The 25,614-nt window shown below is 49.5% G+C and carries 25 protein-coding genes; 10 read left to right on the top strand and 15 right to left on the bottom strand.

Translation table 11 applies throughout. The features are described from left to right. Positions 1-204 precede the first annotated feature (204 nt). The 6 genes from K300_RS0108920 (at position 205) to K300_RS0108895 (ending at position 7,946) form a co-directional block, all read left to right on the top strand. On the top strand, positions 205-2,448 hold the full coding sequence (locus K300_RS0108920) for a response regulator (RefSeq protein ID WP_022851328.1): 2,244 nt from the start codon (positions 205-207) through the stop codon (positions 2,446-2,448). Continuing rightward, a complete protein-coding gene (gene purM / locus K300_RS0108915; protein WP_022851327.1) occupies positions 2,449-3,492 on the top strand; it encodes a phosphoribosylformylglycinamidine cyclo-ligase in 1,044 nt (347 codons plus the stop codon). Further along, positions 3,489-4,094: a phosphoribosylglycinamide formyltransferase gene (purN, locus tag K300_RS0108910; RefSeq protein WP_022851326.1), complete on the top strand. Its 606-nt coding sequence runs from the start codon at positions 3,489-3,491 to the stop codon at positions 4,092-4,094. Before purM ends, purN begins: the two co-directional genes overlap by 4 nt. After that, positions 4,091-5,338 (top strand): M16 family metallopeptidase, encoded by a 1,248-nt coding sequence (locus tag K300_RS0108905; RefSeq protein ID WP_081646939.1) that lies wholly within the window; start codon positions 4,091-4,093, stop codon positions 5,336-5,338. The genes purN and K300_RS0108905 overlap by 4 nt, the downstream gene beginning before the upstream one ends. Before the next feature lie 122 nt (positions 5,339-5,460). Further along, positions 5,461-6,999, top strand: a complete 1,539-nt coding sequence (locus tag K300_RS0108900; RefSeq protein ID WP_022851324.1) for an ArnT family glycosyltransferase — start codon at positions 5,461-5,463, stop codon at positions 6,997-6,999. After that, positions 6,996-7,946, top strand: coding sequence for a glycosyltransferase family 2 protein (locus K300_RS0108895; RefSeq protein ID WP_022851323.1), 951 nt, complete (start codon positions 6,996-6,998; stop codon positions 7,944-7,946). The genes K300_RS0108900 and K300_RS0108895 overlap by 4 nt, the downstream gene beginning before the upstream one ends. Here the strand turns inward: K300_RS0108895 and K300_RS0108890 are convergent. From K300_RS0108890 to K300_RS0108865, 6 genes are read right to left on the bottom strand one after another with little or no spacing between them, the layout of a single operon-like run. Beyond that, positions 7,931-8,518 carry a nucleotidyl transferase family protein gene (locus tag K300_RS0108890; protein WP_022851322.1) on the bottom strand — a complete coding sequence of 196 codons (588 nt, stop codon included), beginning with the start codon at positions 8,516-8,518 and terminating at the stop codon, positions 7,931-7,933. The two genes, K300_RS0108895 and K300_RS0108890, sit on opposite strands and share 16 nt — an antisense overlap. Next, positions 8,515-9,753: a tetratricopeptide repeat protein gene (locus K300_RS0108885; RefSeq protein WP_022851321.1), complete on the bottom strand. Its 1,239-nt coding sequence runs from the start codon at positions 9,751-9,753 to the stop codon at positions 8,515-8,517. Before K300_RS0108885 ends, K300_RS0108890 begins: the two co-directional genes overlap by 4 nt. Before the next feature lie 4 nt (positions 9,754-9,757). Beyond that, complete coding sequence (locus tag K300_RS0108880; protein WP_022851320.1) at positions 9,758-11,341, bottom strand: hypothetical protein; 1,584 nt, start codon at positions 11,339-11,341, stop codon at positions 9,758-9,760. Next, complete coding sequence (locus tag K300_RS0108875; RefSeq protein WP_022851319.1) at positions 11,320-11,898, bottom strand: hypothetical protein; 579 nt, start codon at positions 11,896-11,898, stop codon at positions 11,320-11,322. The genes K300_RS0108880 and K300_RS0108875 overlap by 22 nt, the downstream gene beginning before the upstream one ends. Then, complete coding sequence (locus tag K300_RS0108870; RefSeq protein ID WP_022851318.1) at positions 11,895-12,428, bottom strand: hypothetical protein; 534 nt, start codon at positions 12,426-12,428, stop codon at positions 11,895-11,897. The genes K300_RS0108875 and K300_RS0108870 overlap by 4 nt, the downstream gene beginning before the upstream one ends. Continuing rightward, a complete protein-coding gene (locus K300_RS0108865; RefSeq protein ID WP_162139872.1) occupies positions 12,425-13,843 on the bottom strand; it encodes a hypothetical protein in 1,419 nt (472 codons plus the stop codon). Before K300_RS0108865 ends, K300_RS0108870 begins: the two co-directional genes overlap by 4 nt. A 55-nt stretch (positions 13,844-13,898) precedes the next feature. Between K300_RS0108865 and K300_RS0108855 the strand changes: the two genes are divergently transcribed. The 3 genes from K300_RS0108855 (at position 13,899) to K300_RS16230 (ending at position 16,241) form a co-directional block, all read left to right on the top strand. Then, complete coding sequence (locus tag K300_RS0108855; protein WP_022851316.1) at positions 13,899-14,486, top strand: response regulator; 588 nt, start codon at positions 13,899-13,901, stop codon at positions 14,484-14,486. Positions 14,487-14,489: 3 nt separating this feature from the next. Next, positions 14,490-15,551: a sensor histidine kinase gene (locus tag K300_RS0108850; RefSeq protein ID WP_022851315.1), complete on the top strand. Its 1,062-nt coding sequence runs from the start codon at positions 14,490-14,492 to the stop codon at positions 15,549-15,551. 84 nt (positions 15,552-15,635) lie between these two features. Beyond that, positions 15,636-16,241: a prepilin-type N-terminal cleavage/methylation domain-containing protein gene (locus tag K300_RS16230; RefSeq protein ID WP_022851314.1), complete on the top strand. Its 606-nt coding sequence runs from the start codon at positions 15,636-15,638 to the stop codon at positions 16,239-16,241. Positions 16,242-16,421: 180 nt separating this feature from the next. Here the strand turns inward: K300_RS16230 and K300_RS0108840 are convergent, their stop codons facing one another. The 8 genes from K300_RS0108840 to K300_RS0108805 all read right to left on the bottom strand — a co-directional run bounded on the left by K300_RS0108840 (position 16,422) and on the right by K300_RS0108805 (position 23,332). Continuing rightward, complete coding sequence (locus K300_RS0108840; protein WP_022851313.1) at positions 16,422-16,889, bottom strand: universal stress protein; 468 nt, start codon at positions 16,887-16,889, stop codon at positions 16,422-16,424. A gap of 89 nt (positions 16,890-16,978) precedes the next feature. Beyond that, complete coding sequence (locus K300_RS0108835; RefSeq protein ID WP_022851312.1) at positions 16,979-17,338, bottom strand: response regulator; 360 nt, start codon at positions 17,336-17,338, stop codon at positions 16,979-16,981. Continuing rightward, positions 17,339-18,175 carry a TatD family hydrolase gene (locus K300_RS0108830; protein WP_022851311.1) on the bottom strand — a complete coding sequence of 279 codons (837 nt, stop codon included), beginning with the start codon at positions 18,173-18,175 and terminating at the stop codon, positions 17,339-17,341. A 99-nt stretch (positions 18,176-18,274) separates the two neighbouring features. Further along, entirely contained in the window at positions 18,275-20,215 is a 1,941-nt protein-coding gene (metG, locus tag K300_RS0108825; protein WP_022851310.1) for a methionine--tRNA ligase, read from the bottom strand. Beyond that, positions 20,212-20,922: a PSP1 domain-containing protein gene (locus tag K300_RS0108820; RefSeq protein ID WP_022851309.1), complete on the bottom strand. Its 711-nt coding sequence runs from the start codon at positions 20,920-20,922 to the stop codon at positions 20,212-20,214. Before K300_RS0108820 ends, metG begins: the two co-directional genes overlap by 4 nt. Further along, positions 20,909-21,787, bottom strand: coding sequence for a DNA polymerase III subunit delta (locus tag K300_RS16225; protein ID WP_022851308.1), 879 nt, complete (start codon positions 21,785-21,787; stop codon positions 20,909-20,911). The genes K300_RS0108820 and K300_RS16225 overlap by 14 nt, the downstream gene beginning before the upstream one ends. Next, positions 21,784-22,389 carry a dTMP kinase gene (gene tmk, locus K300_RS0108810; RefSeq protein WP_283804760.1) on the bottom strand — a complete coding sequence of 202 codons (606 nt, stop codon included), beginning with the start codon at positions 22,387-22,389 and terminating at the stop codon, positions 21,784-21,786. The genes K300_RS16225 and tmk overlap by 4 nt, the downstream gene beginning before the upstream one ends. Before the next feature lie 13 nt (positions 22,390-22,402). Next, complete coding sequence (locus K300_RS0108805) at positions 22,403-23,332, bottom strand: MOSC domain-containing protein (protein ID WP_022851306.1); 930 nt, start codon at positions 23,330-23,332, stop codon at positions 22,403-22,405. 104 nt (positions 23,333-23,436) lie between these two features. Here K300_RS0108805 and cysK point away from each other — a divergent pair, with 104 nt between their 5' ends. Next, positions 23,437-24,381, top strand: coding sequence for a cysteine synthase A (cysK, locus tag K300_RS0108800; protein ID WP_022851305.1), 945 nt, complete (start codon positions 23,437-23,439; stop codon positions 24,379-24,381). Between the two features lie 147 nt (positions 24,382-24,528). Here cysK and K300_RS0108795 read toward each other — a convergent pair whose 3' ends face one another. Continuing rightward, a complete protein-coding gene (locus K300_RS0108795; RefSeq protein ID WP_022851304.1) occupies positions 24,529-25,515 on the bottom strand; it encodes an aldo/keto reductase in 987 nt (328 codons plus the stop codon). Positions 25,516-25,614: the final 99 nt, after the last annotated feature.

Here is a 25,614-nt window from a genome sequence, read left to right as displayed (position 1 = left end):
GACTCCGAGCACTCCCCCCTTTTAGTGTATTAACATCCCGGATTTAACCGTGTTGCTGTATCCCTTTTGCCGGAATGGCTTAAAATCGTGCTGTGCCCCTTCGGGTGCGGGCATAGTGTTTGATTTTATGTATATTTGGTGGTAACTTTAGCTAAAACCGCTGGTGTCCTTTGCCCTCCATCGGCAAATAGAGGGGATTAATCCATGAAAAAGATAATGCTTATCGACGACAGCCTTACCATACACAGGGTTATAGACCTCTGCGTGGACAAGGCCAGTTTTGACGTTGCAAAGACCTTCTCTGCGGATGATGCTGTGATGAAGCTGAAATCCGCTCCCTACGATATTATCCTGCTGGACAATAAGCTTGAGGGTGTGCGCCTGGCTGAATTCACAGCCAAACTTAAGGAAATATCATCCTCCTCCTGGATAGTTTTGCTCATAGGAGCTTTCGATCAGTTTAAGGATGAGGATCTTGATAAAACGGGTGCCGATGACTACCTGTTTAAGCCCTTTGACTCCCAGTCACTCGATTCTAAGATAAGCTACGGTCTTTCTATGATGCCGGAGGAAAGCGGAGTGCCTGAAGATGCAGGCGTTGACGAAGCGCAAGAGACGCAGGAGCCCGTTGCCCAGGCGGAGCCGGTTACTCAGCCCGAACCTTTGGAGGCAGAACTCCCCGGAGATGAAGAGCCTTTGGATTCTGAGGAACCCGTTGAACTTGATGAGCCTATTGAGGAAACTGCCGATGCACCTGAGCAGCCCGAAGAGGAACCTGAAACCGAAGTGGAACCGGAAGAACCCCTTTCAACAGAACCGGAGACTATCCAGCTCAGTTTAGATGATGAGGACACTGCGGAAGAGGCCGACCTTGAGCAGCAGGTTCCCGAAAGTGAAGAAGAGCCTCTGGATATTGATGAGCCTTTAGAGCTTGATGAGTCTGTGGGAGATACTGCCGATACACCTGAAGAGCCCGAGGAAGAGCCGGAGCCCCTTGATGAGGAGATAGTTACTGATACGGATGTATCCGCCCCCGCCTCGCCGGATCAGGTTATAGATGAGTCCGTTATGGAGCTCATGGAGACCGAGGAGGAGAAGGAAACGGAGGATCAGGTTATCGATGTGGAACCTGACATTCCTGTGGAAGAAGGGGTTGATATAGAAGAGGATATAGTCCTTGATGAGGATGAGGCCCCCGAGGGTGCCGATACCATAGAAGAGCCCTTCGCAGATGAGGCTGAAAGCCTGGAGGAAGCGGCTCAAACGGCGGAGGAATTCGAGGCGGAGGCTGACTCCCCTGGAGAAGAGCCCGAAGAAGAGACGGCAGCGGAGGAGATGGAAACACCCGAAGATGATCTTTTCCCCGCAGAGGAAGATGCCGATGATACAGATGACCTAAGCGCTCTTCTTGGTACTGACGATGAACCTGTCCCCTCTGCCCCGAGCGATGACGAGGCGGATGATGATATAGACAGCCTGCTCAAAGAGCTTGGCGGTGATGATACTGATGAAGAAGAGGAGAAGCCCTCGGAGCGGAGTGCAGACTTTGAGGAACTCTCTAAGGCGGCCTCCAGCCTGATGGGGAGTGATAAGAAAGAGGAAGACGAGCCTGACGTTGAGGAGGAGATCTCCTTCGATGATCTTGAAGAAGCTGACGAGGATGAGGGTCTGGACGATATAGATTTTCCGGACACGGCTGACGAGGATATCGACGTTCTCGGCGGAAGTGACGATCTCTCCTTCGACGACCTTGAAGAGGCCACGGATGACGAGGATCTCCTTGAGGAAGCCCCTGAGGAGGAGATGAGCGAGATATCCTTTGACGACCTTGAAGAGGTCGATCCCGATGCACTACCCGATGAAGGTCCAGATGAGGACGTGGAGGCGGAGGAGGATATGACCGCCGCCGATGCTCAGGATACTGCGGAAGAGGTGCTCCCAGATGAGGATGCCCTCCCCGAAGAGACCGTTGAGGAAACGGCCCTTGATCTTCCTGGACAGTCCGATGTGGCTGATATTGATGCGGATACAGAGCTTGCGGAATCAGGACCCCTTGAGGGTGAGCTCCATGAGGATGATGAATCCGCAGCGGATACAGCCCTTGAGGATAAGCCCTTCGATACCGAAGCGGAGGAGATCCCCGAAGAGCAGCCTATGACACCGGATGAGCTCAAGGAAGGCATTGAGAACGCTCTGGATGTTGAGAAACTCTCCGATGAGAAGGCGGAGGAAGTCGCAGAAGAAGTCGGCGAAGTGGAGCCTGTTGAGGCTCTCAGTGAAGATGTGATAAAGGATGTTGTAGAACGTTCCCTTGATGCAGATATGCTTAAGAACGTGATAGAGGATGTGCTCTCCGAGAAGCTGGAAGAGGTTCTGCGTGAAGTTCTTCCTGAAATAGCGGAGATGGTTATCCGCGAAGAGATAGAAAAGCTCAAGAAAGGAGAATAGGTGTCTGATCTTAACTATAAAAACAGCGGAGTTGATATAGACGAGGGGAACAGGTTTGTTTCCCTGATAAAATCACTTGCCGATTCCACAAAGACCGACGGCGTTATTGGCGGACTTGGAGGCTTTGCGGGCTTTTTCAGCCTTCAGGAAGCCGCCGGAATGAAGGAGCCTGTGCTTGTCTCAGGTACTGATGGCGTGGGCACAAAGCTTAAGGTAGCCATAGATTCTGGAAGGCTCGATACTGTGGGTATCGACCTCGTGGCGATGTGTGCCAACGATGTTATTGTAACAGGTGCCAAACCACTCTTTTTCCTCGATTATCTCGCAACGGGGAAGCTAAGCTCCGAGAGCATGGCTGAGGTAGTTAAGGGAATAGCCGAAGGGTGCAAACAGGCAGGAGCGGCACTCATCGGAGGAGAAACTGCGGAGATGCCCGGCTTCTATGCGGACGGCGACTTCGATGTGGCAGGCTTTGTTGTGGGTCTTCTTGACAAGGCGAAGGTTATCGATGGAAGTGGAGTTCGTCCGGGGGATGTAATAGTCGGTCTCCCCTCAAGCGGTCTGCACAGTAATGGTTACTCGCTCGCAAGAAAGATATTCTTTGAGCATTTCGGACTCAAGGGGGAGGACAGGCTAGGCTCCTCCACCGTATACGATATGCTCCTTGAGCCCACACGCATATACGTTAAGCCGGTTTTATCACTGCTGGACAAAGGTATACGCCCCAAGGCGATGTCCCACATTACTGGGGGCGGATTCTACGAGAATATCCCCCGTACGCTCCCCATCAATGCCTCTGCGGTTATAGATCCCGCATCATTCAGCCGCCCTGAGATATACGATGTAATCGAGGAACGTTCCGGTGTTGAAAGTCGTGAGCTTTACAGGGTTTTTAATATGGGAATCGGCTACATGATGGTTCTCGCACACGAGGATGCAGAGGCCTCTGTTAAGGCACTTGGTGAACTGGGTGAGGATGCGTTTGTCATAGGTGAAGTAACCGAAGGGAAATCCGAGGTCTTCATTAAAGGGATAGACTGTTGAAAAAGATAGGAATACTACTCTCCGGAAGGGGCAGCAACTTCAGGGCTATAAAGAAAGCTGTGGACAACGATGATATAAAAAATGCGGAGATCGCCGTTGTAATAAGCAATAAAGAGGACGCCGCAGGGCTAGCCTTTGCAAAAGAGCAGGGGCTTGATACCGTCTTCATAAATCACCAGGATTTTGCGGATAGAGAGTCCTACGACCGGGAGATAGTCAAGGAGCTCAACAGCCGTAACGTGGATCTAGTCTGCCTTGCGGGCTTTATGCGGATAATATCCCCATGGTTCGTGGAGCAGTTCGAGAACAGGATAATCAACATCCATCCCTCCCTCCTACCTTCATTCCCCGGGCTCGATGCCCAGAGGCAGGCCTTCGATTACGGAGTACGCTTCACCGGGTGCACAGTGCACTTCGTTGATGCGAAGATGGACAACGGGCCAGTGATACTCCAGAGGGTTGTTGAGGTAAAAGGGGATGATACTGCCGAAAGCCTCGCTGAGAGAATCCTTGAACAGGAACATAAAGCCTATCCGGAAGCGGTTGCTCTGTTCTGTGATGACCGCCTGCGGGTTGATGGAAGGAAAGTAAAGATAATATGAGAATTAGGGCGGCACTGCTTATATTCTTCTTAATAACAGCCGTTTGCTATGCCGGAGAGACTAAGATGCTTAACAATGGAGCGATGTTTACAGCCATAGAGAGGGATTTCACCGATACAGTTTCCATATCGATGTTCTTTCGAGGGGGGCTCGCCCGGGAGAATGAGTCGAATAACGGCATAGGCTCGCTTACAGCATCCGTATGGGTCAAGGGGAGCCGTCTGCTTAAAGAGGCTGAATTCTACGGAAGCTCGATAGGGGCCGGCGTTTCTCCGGATTTCTTCGAGGTATCCTTCTCCTCCACAGCGGAGAACCTGGACCGGTTCATCCCATCCCTTCGCAACTTTCTGATGAATCCGGAGTTTCCGGATGATGTGTTCGAACGAGAAAAAAGACTACATCTCACAGCCATTAAGGCCGTTAAGGATGACCCCAATGCTGTTGCCATGCGGGGCTTTTTCAGTGAGACCTACGGCTCTTCTCACTACGCCCTCACCACAGAGGGTAATGAGGAAGCGGTTTCAGCCTTAGAAATAGATGATCTCAAAAAGCATAAAGATAAGCTTATTCAGGGTAAAAACGCTTTCATCACCGTGGCTGGCAGCTTTACAGAAGAGCAGGTAAGGAAGCTGGAGGCTGTTTTTGCAGAGATACCCTCCGGTGAAGAGTTTCAGATATCGTGCAATGATACCGTCATAGAGAAGGATCGTCACATAGAAGAAGAGGACGAACGAACCCAGCAGGCCAAGATGTTCATGGGCTATACCGCTCCCGCCGCCTCCGATGAGGATTACACTGCTATAAAGGTTATGAGCGACATACTTGGCGGCGGGATGAGCTCCCGTTACTTCAGAGCTCTCAGGAAGGAGAAGGGGTACGCTTATTCAGTGGGTACGTTCTATGCATCCAGATTATGCCCTTCCAGATTTGTCGGGCATATCGGCCTGCAGTACGAGAACGTTGAGGATGCCGTTTCGACAATGGAGAGCATAAACAGGGGCTTCATCGATGACCTCGGCGAGGATGAGCTTGAGAAGGTTAAAAACTACATACTCGGCCGTGTGCTTATCGAATCCCAAACCAATGGAAAAGTTGCATGGTATAACAACTTCTTCATGAACGTAGGTCTCGGAGAGAGCTATCTTTCCAGCTATGTGGACAGGATTGAGAAGATTACGAAGGACGATCTCCGCCGTGCGGCAAAGATATTTGAGGGGCCGAAGACCTTGTATATCCTCAAATAGGTATGCGCCCGAAGGGAAGCGCCGAGTACTGTATATCCTGTTGCACTCGCCTAAACATGTTTTCAAAAGCCATGTAATGTGTTATTTTTTCAGGTTCATTCATCAAAAAAGGAGTTCCGGTTTTGGATCTAAATAGAGGCAGGGTTTTCCTGCTCATATGCGTTGCCGCTTTCAGTTTTTTATACGGGATCTTTACCGTTCCGCTGTTTGATCTGGACGAAGGCGCCTTCTCCGAGGCTACCCGTGAGATGATCAGAAGCGGAAACTACCTTACCACCTATCTTGAGGGGAAGCTCCGTTTCGATAAGCCTATCCTCATATACTGGTTTCAGGCCCTTTTTGCCAACATCTTCGGTATCCACGAGTTCGTATTCCGCTTTCCATCAGTGATTTCCGCATCGATATGGCTCACTCTCGTTTATCTTTTCACAAAGAGATACTACGGCGAAGTGAGGGCTTTCTGGGCGGGGATCGTTATGTCCTGCTCCCTTCTTGTTACCATAGTCGCCAAGCTCGCCATAGCGGATGCACTCCTTAATATGACGCTGGCCGCCTCCATGTTCAGCATATTCCTTTACAGGGACACCGGCGACAAACGATTTATTTACACCGCCCACGCCGCCATCGGCCTCGGCATACTCACGAAGGGGCCTGTTGCTATACTTATACCCTTTGCGGTGAGCTTCCTCTTCTTTCTTTCGGTGAAGGATCTGAAGAAATGGCTGGTGGCAGTTTTTAACCCCATGGGTCTTGCTCTGATGATAGGGATCGCCGCACCATGGTACGTGATGGAGTACATCGATCAGGGTATGAATTTCATCAACGGCTTCATCTTCAAGCACAATATCGGCCGCTTCTCCGACCCCATGGAGGGGCATGTGGGGGGAATCGGCTATTACGTACCCGTTATCATAGTCTCCCTTATGCCCTTTTCCACCCTGCTTTACAATATGTTCCGGCGTGTTAAGGAGATTTGGAGCACCGAGCTTGAGCGATATATGCTCATATGGTTTCTGTTTGTCTTCCTCTTCTTCTCCTTCAGCGGAACAAAGCTTCCGCACTATGTGCTCTACGGGATGACACCCCTCTTTATCCTTATATCAAAGATGTTTATCGATGCGAAGAACCCCCTTGCCTTCACTATACCCATACTTCTGTTTCTCCTTATAATGCTGGGGATACCCCTCTATCTACCCCCTTTCATTGCCGGAGTTGAGGACGAGTTCGCCAGAGCGGTTGCCGGAGCGATGATAGACAGGATGGAGATATTCTATTTCGCAACCGTAGGCGCCATGACCGTCTTCACCTTTGTCTCCCTCTTCATAAGACGCATCAGCATCCGCACCAGAGGCGTTGTCTTCGGCATCTTCATGCTCTTCTGCGCCAACGTTCTTCTAATGCCTATCCTTGGCGAAGCGAGGCAAAGGGGTGTTAAGGAAGCAGCTATATATGCAAAGGAGAGGGGGATCAGAGTGAATACATGGGGCTCACGAATGCCCAGTTTCAGTGTCTATTACGATGACATCCCTGGAAAGGAATACCCTAGGCCGGGGGAGTACTTCTTTACGAAGGTTGATAAGCTGGATAAAATAAACTACCCCTATGAAGTTATAAAGGAATGGCCTGCATATCGCCTTGTCAGGATTGAGGAGATGGAATGAAGCTTTCGGTTGTGATACCCCTGTTTAATGAGGAGGAGAGTGTTCCGCACCTCTTCGAGCGTGTTCGTGAATCCCTGGTCGGGATGGACTACGAGCTTATCCTTGTGGATGACGGCAGTGTGGATAAAACCGTTCAGATGGTTAAAGAGTATGCCGACAGCCGGACAAGGCTTGTCCGCTTCCGCAGAAACTTCGGGCAGACAGCCGCCATGGCTGCAGGGATAGATGAATCCCGGGGTGAGCTAATCGCCACGCTGGATGGTGACCTCCAGAACGATCCATCGGACATACCCCTCATGATAAATAAGCTCGAAGAGGAGGATCTGGACGTTGTGGCTGGCAGGCGTGCCAAAAGAAAGGACGGCATGCTCCTCCGTAAGATACCCAGCAAGATAGCGAACCGCCTTATTCAAAAGATGACAGGTGTTTACATACGTGATTACGGCTGTACGCTCAAGGTTTTCAGGAGCGAGGTAGCCAAGAACCTCGGGCTATACGGCGAACTTCACCGCTTCATCCCCGTTCTTGCGGACCTGCAGGGTGCGAAGATCGAGGAGATGGATGTTAAGCACTCCCCGAGGCTTTACGGAACCAGCAAGTACGGCATAGCCAGAACCACCAAGGTCATAAGCGATCTGATGTTTATGATATTCCTGAAACGCTACGGCCAGCGCCCTATGCACCTCTTTGGCTCCCTCGGATTCTTCAGCCTTGCCATAGGCCTTCTTATAGACTTCTACATGTTTGTGCTCAAGCTGTTCGGAAACGACATATGGGGCAGGCCCCTGCTTATACTGGGCGTTCTGCTCACACTTGGGGGCATTCAGCTTATCTCAACGGGTTTTATAGCGGAATCGATACTGAGAACGTATTACGAGTCTCAGGATAAAAAGCCTTATACTATCAGAGAAGTTCTGGATTTTGAAAAGGATCAGAGCGAGGCGTAGCGCTCGGCAACACCCAGTTCCTCAGCAATCTTCACAACGGCCGGAGGAACGAGCTCCTTCCAGCTCTCATCGCCGGCCTTTATGAGCCTGCGCACCTCTGTGGCTGTTGTAAACCTCTCCGCCATACTCCTCCGCCAGAGGATCTCCACCTCATACCCTACCTTCCGGAATATATCCACCTTCTGCTCACCCCATTCATCATAGATGGTTACATATACGGTGGCGGATTTGGGTACGTAGTACTTTATAAGATTCATTCGATGCACTGGAAACGGAACGGTCATAATACGCTCGGCGCCGATGCCCTCTTCGGCTAAAGCGGCCTGGATCATCATCGCCCTTTCGTAGTATGTGAGGGCATAGAGCCTCGGTTCCTCAAGGGTTATATACGGTTCAGCCTCTGCCGGGTCATCCTTGTAATCGATACTTCTGCTGAAATATGCGCGGGAGGGATCGGGGTCCGAAATGCCGATGAATAGAAAGTCGCACCGCTCGGCGCAGGCGAGCAGATACTCCATATGACCCTTGTGGATAACATGAAAACGACCCTGGGCAAGCCCGAGCCTTCTCATTCGTTCCTCTCCATGTAGGCGTGTAAAACGGATATGCGGTTTGCGGCGGTTTCGGCGAGTTCCCCGTTCATTGAAGCGCATCCCCTGTATAGGTCGAGTGCTTTTTGATAATCCTCGTTTATGTCTGCCATCCTTGCTGCGGCGTAGGCGTTGTACTCATCACCGGGGTTCAGCTCATAGGCTGCTGCGTAATGAACGGCTGCCTTCTCCGTATCCCCTCTCTGCTCTTTTATATAGCCCATGGTGTAGCTCAGCTTGCCGGTATCCTTTATTCCGTTCTTTTTGGCGAAATGTATAAGGGATTCTCCGCTGTAGTCACCACCGTGCCCTGCGAGGGCTGTGGCGGCTGTTGAGGTAATATCCTCAGTGAGCAGGTCGGCATTTTTAGTGAAGAGCATCCCAGCCTCTCTGTATCGCCCGTCCTCTGCGAGGGCTATGAAAAGGTTGTTGAGTATATCTCCGCTACGGTTGAGCCTAAATGCTTCCCTATAGTATTTGACCCCTTTGGCTGTATCGCCGGCACTCAGGGCGGCGTTCGCCATGTATACGAAACTGTTTGCACGGGAAGCGGGATCCTCGGCCCTTTGTCTCAGTTTTTCCGCTATCTTCCTGTCCTTCTCAGTCTTGTTATCTGCGGGGTCTTCCGCTTGAGCTTCTGTAGCAGGTTCCCCGGTGTCGGTATGCTCATCGTTCCGGCTTAGGGCATCCTCTTCTGCCCGGGCTTCTTCCTCTATCTCATCTTTGGTTGCATTTGCGGCCTTCTGCTGGATATCCTGCTTCCTTCGCTCTATGATAGCATTCGCATCAAGGGGGAGGTTGTCCATATTCTCTAAGCGCATTTGACCGACCTCTGTGGGTACATAGCTGTTTTCGTCCTTAGGCGGGGGTGAGGGGTTTGTCTCGGCAGGATTACTCTCTGGTGCGGCCTTTGTCTGCACCATAGCAGTGCTGTTTGCGGCTGAGTTTTCCCTTTGTTCAGCGGCACGCTGACGCTGGATCTCTGCCATGCGGCGTATAGTGTCCGGATCCGTTCCCGTTTGCTGATACGAAGACGTGTAGTACATGGCGGCGAAGTAGCCACCCGCTCCGGTCACAAGCATGACTGCCAGGGCGATGACAAGGCCGTTCTTGCGGCGCTTTTTCTTGCCGATGAGATTCATCATGCTCGGATGGACCTCTTTGGAGTCTTTACCACCCTTCTTAAGCTTTCGGAGGGAATCTATTATAAGGCTCATCGCATCACTTGCTAATCACGGTGGTTTTCAGAAATATAACAAGCTCTTTCTTGACCTTCCTCGTGGTCTTCGCCTTGAAGAGCATTCCGAACAGGGGGACATCCCCCAATACGGGGACCTTCTGTTCCTCGACCTCTTCGTAGTTGTCTATCATTCCGCCTAGTATAACCGTTTCACCGTCCATCACCTTTAGGATAGTTCCCGCCTCTTTCAGGTTGAGAACTGGGAAGCTGGCGGCGATGGCTCCTGAATCGTCATACTGAACCTTATCATCCTCAACGGTTGTGGAAACGGGGACAACGTTAAGGGTTATGGTTTTGTTATCGTTTATGAATGCGGTTACCCCAAGCATTATGCCGTCCAGAATGGTGACACGGTTGTAAGTGACTGTATCGTCCTCCCCCTCTTCACCCTGCTCAATGCTCTTCTCCCAGTACGGGATAAGATTACCCGAGGATATAAGGGCACTCTGACCGTTCACAACCCTTATCCTGGGATTGCCCAAGGTTTTTATCTCACCCTGCAGAGAGAGCATCTGCAGGACTCCGTCAAGGGTTCCACCTGTGGTCTGGGCGATGGAGGCAACGGGGGTTAGTCCGACGCTGTCCATGGTTCTGGAAGCTATGTCACCGAAGTTTTGAGAATAGCTTATCTTGTTGCCGTTAAATGCATTCTGCCAGTTTATCCCGTATGAATTTACATCATTAAGGATAACCTCCACCAGCTTCGCCTCTATGAGAACCTGCTTGGAGACCTCCTCCATAACGGTTTTTACGTATGTCCTCACCTTGTCCATCTTCTTTCGGGTGGTGGTTACGGTGAGTGTGCCTGTGAACATGTTGAGGTTGAACCCCTCCTCTCCGGAGCTCTGGGCTATAACACTACCCTCTGAACTGCCGGAGCCACCTTCACTTCCGGAAGAAGCGGGTGTTGTTTCTGAACTCCCCTCTTCACCCGTTCCGGCAAGAACTATGGAGGCTACGCCCTGGCTTATCTGTTCGTACAGATCGTTACGTTCCCTGGGATTGTTGAACTGCAGATTGAAGCCACCGGCGATGGTGCTGAGATCTTCGCTCGCACCTCCGATTATATCCCCGCCAAGCTTGGAGTTGTACTCTGTCGTGGAATGAACGTATGGAATCTTGAATGTCTCGGTTTCATAAGCCCTTATATTAAGCACATTTCCACGAATGGAGTAATAGAGCCCCGATGTCTCCATGATTATATCGAGGGCTTCGGAGGCGGGCGTCTGGGCGAGGTTTACTGTTACCTCCCTCCCTGTGTCTATCTCCGGATTTATCACAAGGTTCATACCTGTTTCTGCGGCTATCATGAAAAGAACAGCCGACAGCGATTCACGGGAGGCGTTTATGGTAACGAATTTATCCTCAAGGGGATCGATCTTCTTCATTGCTGGTTTAGGCGCAGGAGGGGGTGGCGGAGGAAGCTTAATCTTTGCCTTCTCCTCTTCCAGAACATCCTTAACATCCTTTCTGGGTTTTTCTGCCGAAGTCGGTTCCGGTACCTTAGCACATGAAATAAGCACAGCTGTGATCATGACAGCCGTCAGAAGTCTACGTATATCCATCTCTGCCCCCAGAGACCGTCCAGAAGGATCCGGCCCTCATCGAGTTCAATAATTGTCTCATTGTCTGAAATATCTTCGCCCTGCCTGTATATTCCGCCGTCTATTATAGCAAACTTTTTATCCATTCCAATAAATACTGAACTGAGTTTGTAGCCCGGTGCAGGGGGTATTTCTGCGGTTTCATTGTCCGTTGCTTCCGCTTTTTCAGGCACACGTTCCACGGTCTCTTCAACGGGCATGTTCTCCCTGATAAATTCCCTGTTTTCGAGGGAGAGGATAAAGGGCTCACTAGCAGTTCCCCGGAGGCTGAATACGTCACTATCTCCGCTTAGATCCTTGCTCACGATGCTTGTGAAGAAATTCATCTTTTTCGGGCTTATGGCAGAATCCGCCGAACGCACCATGGAGTTGAGCCCGGGGTTCACCCTGTTCTCTACCTCTGTAACTGCCAGATCCTTGAAGTAGTATGCCGCTGCAGGTATCAACAGGGGCAGGATAAGCATGATTACTTTCTTTTTGCTGAGCAGTTTAAGCCTGTCAAACAGCCTTCGGTTCATCCCCCATCCCCCTCTGTTTCAAGGAAGGGCTGTATGAATTCCACTGAGAATGTTACAGACCTTTCGTCATTGCGTTCGGTGAATGCGGTTTTCTCGATCCTTATCACCGGTGCGTTGGAGTTCTCCATATACTCAGCCAGACGGATAAAATCCTCCGGCTCCACAGGGGTGAAGCGAAAGTTCATCTTCGCGTGGAATGCACCGTTTTCTGCATTCATCCGTGATGTTATCGTTGCGCCATAATTCTGGCGGAATTCCTCAAGGTTTTCGATGAACCACTGCCTCGCCTGCTCGCGGTTAAAGGTCAGTATCCGCTCCGCCTTCGCCTTCTGGTTAAGCTCCTCTAGCTTCTTTTCAAGAGAGCCCAGCTTCATGGAGACCGAACGCTGGCGTATGCCTGTAAGCGCATTATCAACGGAACTGTTAACCGAGGCCAGAGCGAAGTATTCGAGCATAACAAAGGCAAGGAGTACGCACAGGACAACAAACAGCCTGTAATCCGTTCCCAGACGGTAGAGAGCCCTTATCATCGGCGTCTCCCCTGGTATTCATCCTCACCACGCTCCTCTTTGACTCGTCCTTCGCTGATTGTTATCTGTACCGATGCGGCGAGCCTGTTCATGTTGTACTTGCTTATGTCGTTAATCGTGTATTCACCGCTGTTTTTCAGGTCCTCGAGTGCTCTATCGATTCTGTCGTGGTAAGAGGTGAGCTCCTGTATGCTGGTGAAGTTCCTCGCTGCGTTTATCTCAACGCTCCTTGTTTTCCCTCCGTCCATGATAACCCTGTCGTACCCGGTTAGGGATATAAGCGGAGCGATCTTTGGAAGCAGGCGGAGGGGGCTTTTCTTCTTTGTGTCAATGATATCAAGATACTGTACATGGTAGCGGGATTCGCTGATATCAGGAACTTCAGCGCTTAACCCTGCAAGGGACTGCCTCAGGCGCATGGAGTTTATCTGCAATCTCTCCTTAAGTGCTCGAAACTCGCTGAGCATGCCGATATTCATTACAGTGAAAACAATAACAGCAGCAAGTATGGCAATGTTCAGTGCTCCGGTGAGCTTTCGGAAAACCCTTTCACGGATTATTCTCTGCGGAGTGAAGTCGCTCTCGGAGCCGCAAAGGGCGGTTCCGATTGGAATGAGAAGATCGTGGAACACAGACATTCCGCATTTCTTCACAAGTCTTCCAGGAGCCACAGTCTCCGGTTCTTTTCCGGCGAATTCATTCACCATGGTAAAGAGGGGTTCCATGTTATGAAGGAGACCGCTCAGTACTATGTGATCAACATTTATCTGCCGGTTCTGGCTTACGTACATGTACGTGAGATTTATATTCTCATAGTAGAAATTCAGCTTATCATCATCGGATTCGAGGTTTGCCGGTATGGGTGTTGTCCTCGAATAGATCAGCTTATCTCCGAAACTTATGACGATAAGAAGTTTCTCCCTGTCTGCAAATGCCTGGAACACAAATTTGTTGCCGTGGTAGTAATTGCTCACAGCGGCAAGGGAGAAATGGGATAGTGTGAAAAGGCTTACATTCTTTTTACCCGCTTCGCCAAGCCCGATGTCATCCTCAAAAACGTGCTGGGGAACCATGTATACATCGAGCTTGAGTGTGGAGGCATCGGGTGCATCTTCATGGGCTTCGCTGTATACGGAGAGATAATCATTCTCAGGATTAAGGCTCTCTGCCATTTTACTACGGATCATTGACTGAACAGCCTGTGGATCCTTAACAGGCGGGATTTCCACTGTTCCTGTAACAGCATCGAAATAGTCCGTAGCGATACGGATTCCGCTCCCCGCTGTAATCTGTTGGAGGCGACCTGTATGTGTGCTATAATGATTTTTGAGGATAAAGCCGGAACCGCTTTTGCTAAGCACTGCGGCCTTTACCTTTCTATCGGACCCGGCTACTTCCAGCGACACGAATTGCATAACTAAAAATACATTAAGGATAGAATAAATCAATAAAAGAAAAAGTGAAAACGACATGAAAAGGATTCTTCTTGCGGAGGATGATCTCCCTCTGCGCAAACAGATCTGTTTCAGTCTAGAGATGGAATATGAAATTAAAGAGGCCTCAAACAGAAAAGAGGCTCTCTGTCTGCTTGGCGATTTTGAGCCGGATATCGCCATTGTGGATCTAGGGCTTCCCCCCTCGGAGAATACTCCCGATGAGGGAATAAAGCTTATGCAGGATATTCAAGAAAATTCCAGATGTAAGATTATCGTACTTACGGGGCAGAAGTCTAAGGAAGCTGCCCTACAGTCTATAAAGACAGGCACCTTCGACTATATAATCAAGCCGGTTAATATGGAAAAGCTTATCTTCTCCATCGAACGGGCGATTCTTTTCATGGAGACTGAGAGAGAGATTGAGCAGGAGGGTGTTGAGAAGATATCTTTCAATATCAAGATGGGTGAAGGGCTCCAGCCTCTTAGGGAGGAGGCGGAGAAGAGCCTCATTATAAAAGTGCTTAAGGATAACGAATTCAACGTTTATAAATCTGCAAAAATCCTCGGGGTTAAGAGGGAAAGCCTTTACTATTTCATTAAAAAGTTCGGACTGGAGCGCTGAGGCATGCTTAGCAAGCTCTATCCATTCATTATCCTTTCCGGCGTTCTTATTATAGGCGTCAGCCTGTATTACGGATACTACGCAGGAAGGATGCTTCGAAAGCTCCTTAGTCTTATTAGATACAATGAAAAATCGGGGTATGATCCGGTTACCTTCGCCGAGGGGATGGGTGAATACCTGAGCCAGATGGGGATCAAAGACTACGCCTACTATTTCTCCTATCTGGGAATAGAATTCGAGAAGCCGAAGAGGCTGAACATAGAAGGTAAGTCAAAGTTCCTTGTGGATAATGATTTTATGGTTTATGTCGAGATTATTCCCGCCTCGGATAAATGGGAGAACAAATACTCAAACAACCTTATACTAGAAACCCTCTTTCATATCTTCAAAACCGATGTGCTTGTAAAGATAACAAGTATAAACACTACATTCAGCAACCTTGCTAAGATCCAGAGCTTTCTGCACCACGATATGAAGAACCTTGCCCAGTTTATCAAAACCCTTGTATACAACCTCGACAGGGTCGATTCCACAGAGGATGAAAAGCGCCTTGTCAGCTATCTCAAGGAAACCTCACCGGCACTCCTGGGCAGGGTAAATAAGGTCTTCTCCACCCTGGAGCTGGAAAGCAGGGGGGAGATAGAGAACAGGCTGTTCAGTTTAAAGCAGCTGGTTGAGGAAACCGCCGCAGTTTACCATTTAGTGTGCAGTATAGAGGGTGATTCTGAGCTTTACGGGGATGAGCAGTCACTCGGGATGGTTTTCGATAATTTGCTGAAAAACATATATGAAAAATCACTGGTAGAGGACCTGGACTGCTCCGTGTCCATCTTTGAGAGAGGGGGCTATGCCATTGTCCGCATCGATGATACAGGAACACCTGCTGAGAATCCGGAACGCCTCTTTGAACCCTTTTATACAACAAAGCAAGGAGGACTAGGCGTGGGTCTTTATCAGACAAGGCTAACAGTAACCTCAATGCAGGGTAAACTCAGTGCCTATGCAACAAACGGTGGAATGCGTTTTGAGTTGAGCCTCCCTAAGGGAACACCTGTTGATGGGTAAAATCAATTTACATATTGATGCTTTACACGTATGAGGCTAATGTCGGGATAAGAAAATATATCTAGACACCTTTGGAGGCATTTTATGAACAGAAAGGGTTTTACCCTTGTTGAGATGGCAATTGTACTGGTTATCATCGGAATCATCCTCGGAATGGTAATGAAAGGAAAAGAGCTTATACAGGGTGCGAAGGTTAAAAACTTCGTCACCGATGTCAGAAGCCTTGAAAATATGCAGTTCACTTTCTATGAGCGGTTCAATCGTTTCGCAGGCGACTGTGACAACGATGGTCTTGTGGACGAAACCGGCCAGAACAACGGTATTGGAACGATAAACAACACCCCCGCAGGTCTCTGTGCTGACACAAACACATCAAACGATCCGGATCAGGCTTTTAGTGAGCTCGAGGCGGCAGGAATCCTTCCTACACAGGCAAACGATCAGCATGCACAGTTCTCCGATGGTCTTGGCTTTGCCTACTATGCAGAGTATGGCGGTCTTAACGTTATCGTTGTGCGGGGCGTACCCTGCTATGCGGCTCAAACCCTTGACTCTGTGATTGATAAGGCCATCGACGGCACAGACGGACGTGTTCGTGAAGAGGACGACCAAACATGGACGGCTGGTGGTTGCGCAGATATAAATGCAGATACAGTAGACCTTGCTTACTATTTCGATAGAGCACCCTAAAAGTTAAATATATCTACATCTGACTCTTTACAACCTCACTCGGAGAAGGGAGCCTTATGGGCTCCTTTTTCTATTTTATGTATGGAATTTGCCTTGGTCTGATTTTATCTATGGAATTTCCATGGACGGGAAATTCCATAGATTAAATAGAATGACTAATTCCCCAGATTACATCAAAGCCTAAGGAAGCTTAAAGTCCTCCTGATTGCTCCTGATGGTAAGCACCGGGCAAGAGGCCTTTCGCACAACCTTCTCCGCCGTTGAGCCGAAGAGAACATGCTCCAACCCACTGCGTCCGTGTGTACCGATAACTATCATATCTGCACCGGACTCCTTAGCATGCTTGATTATTTCCACAAAGGGTGTCCCCTTCTTGAGAGTGTAAGTGTATTCAATATCACCTAGTTCGCCGGATTCTTCCACAAATTTCTTCATTTCCTTCTTTGCTCCCTCCTCAATATCCACAGAAAGGTTCTGCATTGTTACCTGAGGGAGATAGAACGAAACTACCTGGGTTTCATCGAACATAACGTGTAGAATCTCGAGTTGGGCACCGCACATCTTCGCCATGCTTACAGCATAGTCAAAGGCCGTCCTGGAGGGCTCGGAAAAGTCGGTTGGGTAAATAATCTTTTTGATATCTTTCATCATCTGCCTCCGTTAGAAAGGTGGCCAGCTATTAAAATAACCGCCCTTTATTTATATTATAATCCTTTGGCAGATGTGTGCAAACATGTTCAGCTTAATACGCCACTTATTGTTTCTAAAAGTGTATCATAGTTGAAGGGTTTGTAGACAACATCAAGGGCGCCCATCTGGAATGCGGAGAGCATGCTGGCAATATTTTCATTACCGGTAATAACGATAACAGGCATTTCGTCCCCAGCACTGCGGATCGTGTGGAGGAACTGTAAACCGTCGGCAGCGGGCATCATGAGATCCGTAACCACCAGGTCGAACTCCTCCTCCTTGAGCTTATCAAGAGCGAAGAGGCCATTTTCGGCAGTTTCGACGCTAAAACCGCTCCCTTCAAGGAGCTTTGCGAGACCTTCCCGCTCATCCCTGTTGTCTTCGACTAGCAGTATTCTTTTGTCCATTCAGATATCCCCGAAGAGCGTCCTGAAGTTCTCCTCAAGTCTGTGAGCAAGCTCCTGCAAGCTGAGTCCCTTCTCAGCACAAACCGTTTCTGCTGTGAATACGGTTCTCGCCGGCTCGTTTGTTTTCCCTCTGTAGGGCATTGGAGCTAAGTAGGGACAGTCTGTTTCAATGAAAAGCCTTTCTGCAGGAACATACTTCAGTGTTTCACGCAAATCGTCTGACTTTTTGTATGTAACGGGACCAGCATATGAGATGTAGAAGCCATTATCCAGCGCCCAGCGGAGAAAGTCTTTATCACCATTGAAGCAATGGATAATCCCGTTTCTCTCACGTGAACCAATGATTGGATCCATAACATCCATACAGCGACTGGTTGCGTCCCTATTGTGTATTATAACAGGTTTTTCCTCTGCCACAGCCAAATCAAGAAGAATTGCAAAAACATCTTCCTGTCTTTCCTGGGGTGAGTGGTTCCTGTAAAAATCCAGACCTATCTCACCTAGGGCTATAACCTTGTCAGATCTAAGCATAGCCTCGAACTCGTGGAGCATTGATGTTTTGAATCCTTCCGCATCGTGGGGATGAACACCCACAGCGGCAAAGACATTCTCAAAATCATGCGCAACCTTAACAGCCCTGCGGCTGTCCTCGAGATCTATACCTATGGTTACTATACGTTCAACACGGCATTCAGCCGCTCTTTTTACAACATCCTCAAGCTCTTCGCTAAGAGGCGGAAAATGTATATGTGCATGGCTGTCTGTAAAAAAGCCATCGATGGAGGCCAACTCCTCCATGAACTCCTCAAACTGCCGGCCTTCCTTCTTGGAAATCATATCCTATCCGTATATCTTCACCGACACAAAACATCTCTTCACATTTTGCAACCAGTGAATATTACTACTTTTACGCCCCGTGTGTCAACAGAACGTTGTTTATTTTATCTGTGTACCCACAGGCACATCCTCAGGGAGCTCGACAACCTGATGCTTCTCCCCATCGAAAGCGGCAAGAACCATACCTTGGGACTCAACACCCATAAGCTTGGCGGGCTTGAGATTCGCTACTACAGAAACCGTCTTACCAACGAGTTCTTCCGGCCTATAGCTCTTTGCGATTCCGGCCACGATGGTTCTTGGTGCGGGATCGCCAACGTCTACCTTGAGCTTAAGCAGTTTGTCTGATTTCTTTATCTTCTCACCCTCAAGTATCTTTCCGGCCTTTATCTCCATGCGCAGAAACTCTTTAAAATCGATGAGCTCTGCCTCTTTCTCCTTCTCCGCCTTCTTCTCAGCATCGGAGGGTCCTTTTTGGTTCTGCACCTTCTCAAAGACCTCCTTTTCATCGAGCCTGGGGAAGAGTTGCTCACCCTTGCCGAGCTTGGCTCCGGAGGGGAGTTTACGTAGCTTCTTAAGCTCCTCTACGGGTGCCGGCTCCACCTTTTCGCTAACACCAAGCTGCTTGCGCATCTTTGCGGCTGTTTCGGGCATGAAAGGCTCTACGAGGATAGAAAGGAGCCTTGCTCCATCGAGAATATTATACAGCACAGAGCCGAGACGCCCTTTCTTAGACTCGTCTTTGGCAAGGGCCCAGGGCTGCATCTCGTCGATATATTTATTGTAAAGCCCCACCAGCTCCCATATGGACATCAGGGTCTTGTTAAAAGCCAGGTTGCTGATGTGTTTGTCAACGTTATCGAATACCTCTGATACCTTCTGGTCAAGGGCATCATCCGCAGGATCCGGATCGGAATATTCGGGGAGAACTCCGTCAAAATATCTATTGAGCATACCGAGTGTGCGGTTCAGCAGGTTTCCTAGATCGTTTGCAAGATCTCCGTTCACTCTGTGCACCAGAGCTTTAAAGGAGAAGTCTCCATCCAGCCCGAAGGGGACCTCCCTGAGCAGGAAGTAGCGTATTGCATCCACGCCGAAGGTCTCCACAAGCCAGTTCGGCTCGATAGCGTTACCAAGGGATTTGCTCATCTTCTGACCCTCAACGGTCCACCATCCGTGGGCATAAACCCTTTCGGGCAGGGGTATTCCGGCACTCATGAGCATTGTGGGCCAGTAAACCGTATGGAAACGAAGGATATCCTTACCCACAAGATGGTAGCTCGCAGGCCAGTATTTCTGGAACTTTTCACCCTCGTTCTTGTAGTCGAGGGCGGAGATATAGTTTGTAAGTGCATCTATCCATACGTATATAACGTGCTCCGGGTCATCGGGTACGGGTATTCCCCATTTGAAGGTTACCCTGCTGACAGAGAGGTCACGAAGCCCTTCACGAACAAAGGAAAGGATCTCGTTCCTTCTGGATTCCGGTTGGATAAAATCGGGGTTATCCTCGATGTGCTTAAGGAGCTTGTCCCCGTATTTGCTCATGCGGAAGAAATAGCTCGGTTCCTTGAGCCGCTTTGTCTCCCTGCCGCAGGAGGGGCAGCAGTTGCCGTCGAGAAGCTGGGTCTCGGTCCAGTAGGTTTCGCAAGGGGTACAGTACCATCCCTCGTAATGGTCGAGATATATATCTCCGTTCTCCTTCATCTTCATGAAGATTTTCTGGACGGCTTCCTTATGGCGGTCATCCGTAGTACGGACAAACCCGTCGTTCTGTATATTCAGGTTTTTCCAGAGGTCTTCAAAACGCTCCACAACGCTATCTGCCAGCTGTTGGGGTGTAATCCCTCTCTTTTGGGCGGCCTCTTCTATCTTCTGCCCGTGCTCATCGGTTCCTGTGAGGAAGTATACATCATGCCCGGTCATCCGCTTGTATCTTGCGGCGGTATCGCATGCTATGGTGGTGTAAGCATGCCCTATGTGGGGTACATCGTTCACATAGTAGATCGGGGTGGTGATATACCATGGTTTGCCGGTCATATATCTCCTCCTTCCTTCTCAGCCATATCTTTAAGTTCCACAACCTCTGCTCCATCCTCGCTTTCGTCGTAGCTCTCCTTTTCGTAAAGGAGGCAGCACATAAGCCTCCCGCATACGCCGGAGATCTTTGTGGGGTTAAGGATAAGGTTCTGGTCCTTGGCCATCTTTATGGATATATTATCGAATTTTCTAAGAAACGTGGAACAGCAGAACTCCTTGCCGCAGAGCCCGAAACCGCCGAGCATTTTTGTGGCGTCACGAACACCTACCTGGCGCATCTCGATCCGTGTTCTGAAAACACGGGCAAGATCACGCACCAAAGCACGGAAATCCACACGGCCGTCCGCTGTAAAGAAGAAGGTCAGCTTGCTTCTGTCGAGCGTGTATTCCGCCTTTAGCAGCTTCATCTCAAGCTCGTGCTTCACTACAAATTCTTTACACGACTTAAAAGCCTTCGGCTCTTCCTCTTTATTCCTCTTCGCATTCTCAAGGTCTTCCTCGGTGGCAAGGCGTATAACACGCTTCATTTCCTTAGGGTTATCTGCCACCACAGGACGGGGAGGTAGCACTACCTGTGCGATATCCTCACCTTTTTCCGTTTCCACAACAACGTGTTGGCGGAGTTTTGCATCAACACCTGCGGATAAAAAATCGTATATTTTACCGGCGGGTTTAAAGGAAACCCCCGTAGCCTCAATCTCTTTCAAGAATTACCTCTGCTGTTTTTATGAACAGGTCGAATTTGAATATTTCGAGGTTAACATTATAGTCAAGCCTTCTCAAAATTTCCAGTAAATAGTTGGAAAAGCTTAATAGAAGCGGGTCTCCGCTCTCTCGGTACCTATCGCTCAGCCACCTGTACAGGGTTGAGCAGAAGAGGCGTATGTCGTCCTTTTCCTTAAGCGTATCTATATGACGATACAGGGTTTCTCCATCCATATCACCAAAGGGGAGACCGTGGTCTGCAATGCCCATATCCAGAAGATACAGCGCATAGGATACAGAACCCGAAGCCAGCTTAACAGCCTCATCAAGCCCCTCTGCATCGGGGCGGATATCCTCCACAACAGTGCGGACATCCTCATCGGTGAGGGCGGAGAAGTCTACCTGAACGCACCTTGACCTGATTGTGGGGAGGATTCTGTCATATTTATCGGTTATTAGAAAGAAGAAAGTGTCCGCGCCTGGTTCCTCAAGGGTTTTAAGGAAAGCGTTGGCGGCAGTCGCCTCCATAACATGGGCGTTATCTATTATAAACACTTTGCACTGTGCAGAGAGAGGGCTCATATAGGCCTGGGAGTTGAACTCCCGTATGGTCGCAACGGGGATCTTCTCCTCCTCTGCTATATGTAGATCGGGGTGGTTCTTCGCCTCAACCTTCGGGGCGTGGTTGCAGTCCGTATCCGCCATGAAGGCATCTGCCCCGCAGAAAAGCCCCCTTGCAAGCTCCAGAGCAAAATGCTTCTTCCCGCTCCCCTCTTTTCCACTGAATATGTATGAATGTACGAGCTTATTGTTTTGGAGAGCCTTGCGGAATATCTCCCGCTCCCGTTCATGCCCCTGATGTCTCATTGAAGGTGTTCCAGAATCCTTTTGAATACATCATCCTCACTTCCAGAGCCGTTCACAACCTCGCAGAAGCTGTGCTCATCGGCGAAATCGAGGAAGCCTCGTCGAACCTTCTGGAAGAAGCCGGAACCGAGCATTTCAAACTTTCCCTCCGCCTCTTCGGTTCCTGTGGCTCTCAGCCTCTCCACAGCACGACCCACGCATACCTGGGGATCAGCATCCACAATAACAGCCAGATCAGGAACCCTCCGCAGGGATATCGCCTCAAGGGCATCGTATGCGTCCCTTCCAATACCTCTGCCGTGAACCTGATAGGCAAAGGTGGAGGCTGTGAAGCGGTCGCTTATGACAACCTTTCCCTCATTGAGGGCCGGCACAACGACCTTGGCAAGGTGCTCAACCCTGTCTACAAAAAAAAGCATAAGCTCCGATTCGATCTCAAGTTCGTAACGTTTTGAGAGAAGACGCTCCCGCAATTCCGCACCGAGATCGGTTCCGCCTGGCTCACGGGTAAGCAGGATCTCCCGTCCCTTATCGGCATAATACTTTGCAAGCCGGAGGCACTGGGTGCTTTTTCCACACCCGTCCAGACCGTCCAGTGCTATATAAAGTCCTTTATCATTGCTGTGCGCAATCAGTGGGATCCCCCTGCAGTTTCTTTACCGTGTGCTCAACGGCCGCCGCCACAGCCTCAAAATTCTCCCTTGCCGCCTTGGGGCTTCCGGGGAGGTTTATCACGAGGCTGCTACCCATTGTACCGCAAACTGCTCTGGATGTAATGGCTGTGGCAACCTTTTTGTAGCTTTCCATCCGCATTGCCTCTTCAAAGCCGGGAAGACGGCGTTCAATAAGCTCAAGCGTAACATCGGGGGCGATATCACGTGGCGCAACGCCTGTGGAGCCGTTGGTTATTATTATGTCGAATCCCTGGAGTTCGCTCATGTACTTGAGAGTGTTGCGGAGCTCCTCCTTATCATCGGGGATAAGTTCAAGGCGGGTGTATGTAACGTTGAGGTTTTCCTTGAGATACTCCACAAGCATAGGACCCGTTTCATCAACACGTTCACCACGGCTACCCTTGTCGCTGAGTGTGATAACAGCGGCACTGAGACCTTTCTTAGGAAGTTTTTCCACCTCATCGCCGACCTTGATCTCACCGTTACCTGAAACAACGCCAAAGATACCCTCTCGCGGCATGACGCATGTTCCTGCGGCGTAGTATATGGCGCATTTATTATGGCAGAGCTTGCCCAGCTGGGATATGGTGAACTCTACATCCCCTACCTTCAGCCTTTCGCCAACCTTCATGGAGACAAGATCCACCCCTTCGGTGGTGATATTCTCCGCAAAGTCGCCGCCGCTCACATCAATGCCGCTTTTACGCATCTTATCGATACTTTCTTCGGCGAGGAAACTAACCTGCCTGTGCCATTTGCCAGCGTGAGCATCCCCCTCTATGCCGAAATTGTCTATCATATTTGCTTTATCTACATTGCTTTTCTGTACGCCCTTCTTCTCGCTCGTGCTTATATAAAGAATCTTACCCACGCTGTCTCCTTGCATGCGGCAATTTCAGCCGTTATTATTTAGTTTTCCTAGCAAAATAGTTAAAATGTAATACCTTGTCAATAAACGCTGAGTCGGAGGCCAATATGCGAATATATGAAAACAACCCGCTCTCAATAGGGAATACACCCCTCGTAAAGCTTAATAAGATAACCAAGGACCTCGGCAACACATTCCTTGTCAAGATAGAGGGGAGAAACCCCGCCTATTCTGTTAAATGCCGTCTCGGAGCCGCCCTCATATGGGATGCGCTGGAACGCGGCGTGATCAAAGATAACACGTCTATCATAGAACCCACCAGCGGTAATACGGGTATAGGCCTTGCATATGCGGGCGCTGCCCTCGGTATTAAGGTTACCCTCGTTATGCCCGACACGATGAGTGTTGAACGCAGAAAGATGATGAGCGCCTTCGGTGCAGAATTCATACTCACACCCGGCGCGAAAGGGATGAAAGGCGCTGTAGAGCATGCCACAGAGCTTGCAGAAAACGAGCCGGACAGATACTACATGCCCCAGCAGTTCAAAAATCCAGCGAACCCTGCCATCCACCGCAAAACCACAGGACCCGAAATCTGGGATGATACCGACGGGGAAATTGATGCTTTTGTTGCAGGTATAGGGACAGGCGGAACAATCTCCGGCGTATCCCAGTACATAAAGCTTGATAAAAGGAAATCGATTATTTCAATTGGCGTCGAGCCAGAGGACAGCCCTGTTATTCAGCAGACACTTAACGGAAATGAACTACAACCGGGTCCGCATAAGATACAGGGTATCGGTGCTGGGTTCATACCCGAAACCCTCGACCTCGACATGATCGACAAAATGGTACAGGTGGGTAACGATGAGGCGATTGAATACGCTAAAAGACTGACAAAAGAAGAAGGGATCATCTCAGGAATATCCTCCGGTGCTGCAGTCGCCGCCGCCATAAAGGCCGCTAAAGAATTGGAGATGGAGAAAAAAAATGTCGTAATAATCCTGCCCGACTCTGGAGAACGCTACCTGTCTATGGACGTACTAACCTGAATCAACAACCTAAAGGGGGTTTTTAGGAGGATATTTTCAATGGTTTTTTTAAGGGGAACTTTCAGGGAACAAAGCTCCCCTTAATATGTATCTTACATTACTCGTACGGTTGTTTATTACCCTGACTATTTCCCATACACACTAGGCTTACGAATTAAGTATTTTCATGTGTTGGGCGTCGTAGCGCAGCCCCTTTACTTCGTTCGGGTCGATGGCTTCATCGAGGGTTTTCACAATCTCGCTGCTGAGGCTTAGTTTTGCCGCACCGATGTTATCCTTCAGGTATTTAATCTTCTTTGTACCCGGTATGGGAACCATGTCCTCCCCTTTGGCGATAACCCATGCAAGGGCCAGTTGTGCAGGTGTGCATCCTATTTCGCCTGCGATCTTCTCAACCTTCTCAACCAGTTTAAGGTTTGCCTTCATGCTTTCTTCAGAGAATCTGGGATTTTGCCTGCGGAAATCGTCTTTGTCGAGGCTGTCCTGTGATTTGATAGCACCGGTCAAAAAGCCTCTTCCGAGGGGGCTGTACGGCACAATGCCTATGCCCAGTTCACGGCAGGTATCGAGTATCTCCCCTTCGATATCCCTCGTCCAGAGTGAATATTCTGACTGTAGTGCTGTGATTGGGTGTACTTTATACGCCCTTCGAAGAGTCTCTGCACCCATCTCAGACAGTCCCAGATAGCGAACCTTACCCTCCTTAACAAGCTCGGCCATGGCACCCACGGTCTCTTCGATTTCGACCTCGGGATCCTTCCTGTGGTTATAGTACAGGTCAATGGTATCAATGTTGAGGCGTTTCAGGCTTTTTTCGCACGCCTCCTTCACGTATTCCGGGCGACCGCATATGCTTCTTTTTGTAGGATCCTCACTCCGGACAATGCCGAATTTGGTTGCGATCTCGAAGCTGTCCCTCCTGCCTTTCACAGCCTTGCCCACAAGTTCTTCATTTGCACCATTGCCGTACATATCTGCCGTATCAAGGAAGGTGAGCCCTCGCTCCAGAGCTTCGTGGATAACCTTGATAGATTCGCTGTCATCACCTTTGCCGTAGAATTCGCTCATACCCATACAGCCAAGGCCGATTTTGCTGACAACAAGTCCCTGAGTTCCAAGCTTTCTTCTTTCCATTGTCTCCTCCTTAATAGTAAACTACACTGTGTAGTTTACTATTGTGATCGTGATTTTGTCAATGAACAGGTCGATTTTTATATATATTTTACATATAAT

Source organism: Limisalsivibrio acetivorans (assembly GCF_000421105.1).
In the GTDB taxonomy this organism is placed as follows: Bacteria; Chrysiogenota; Deferribacteres; order Deferribacterales; family Geovibrionaceae; genus Limisalsivibrio; species Limisalsivibrio acetivorans.
Note: the sequence above shows the minus strand (reverse complement) of the source record. Positions and strands in the feature narration are given on the sequence as shown.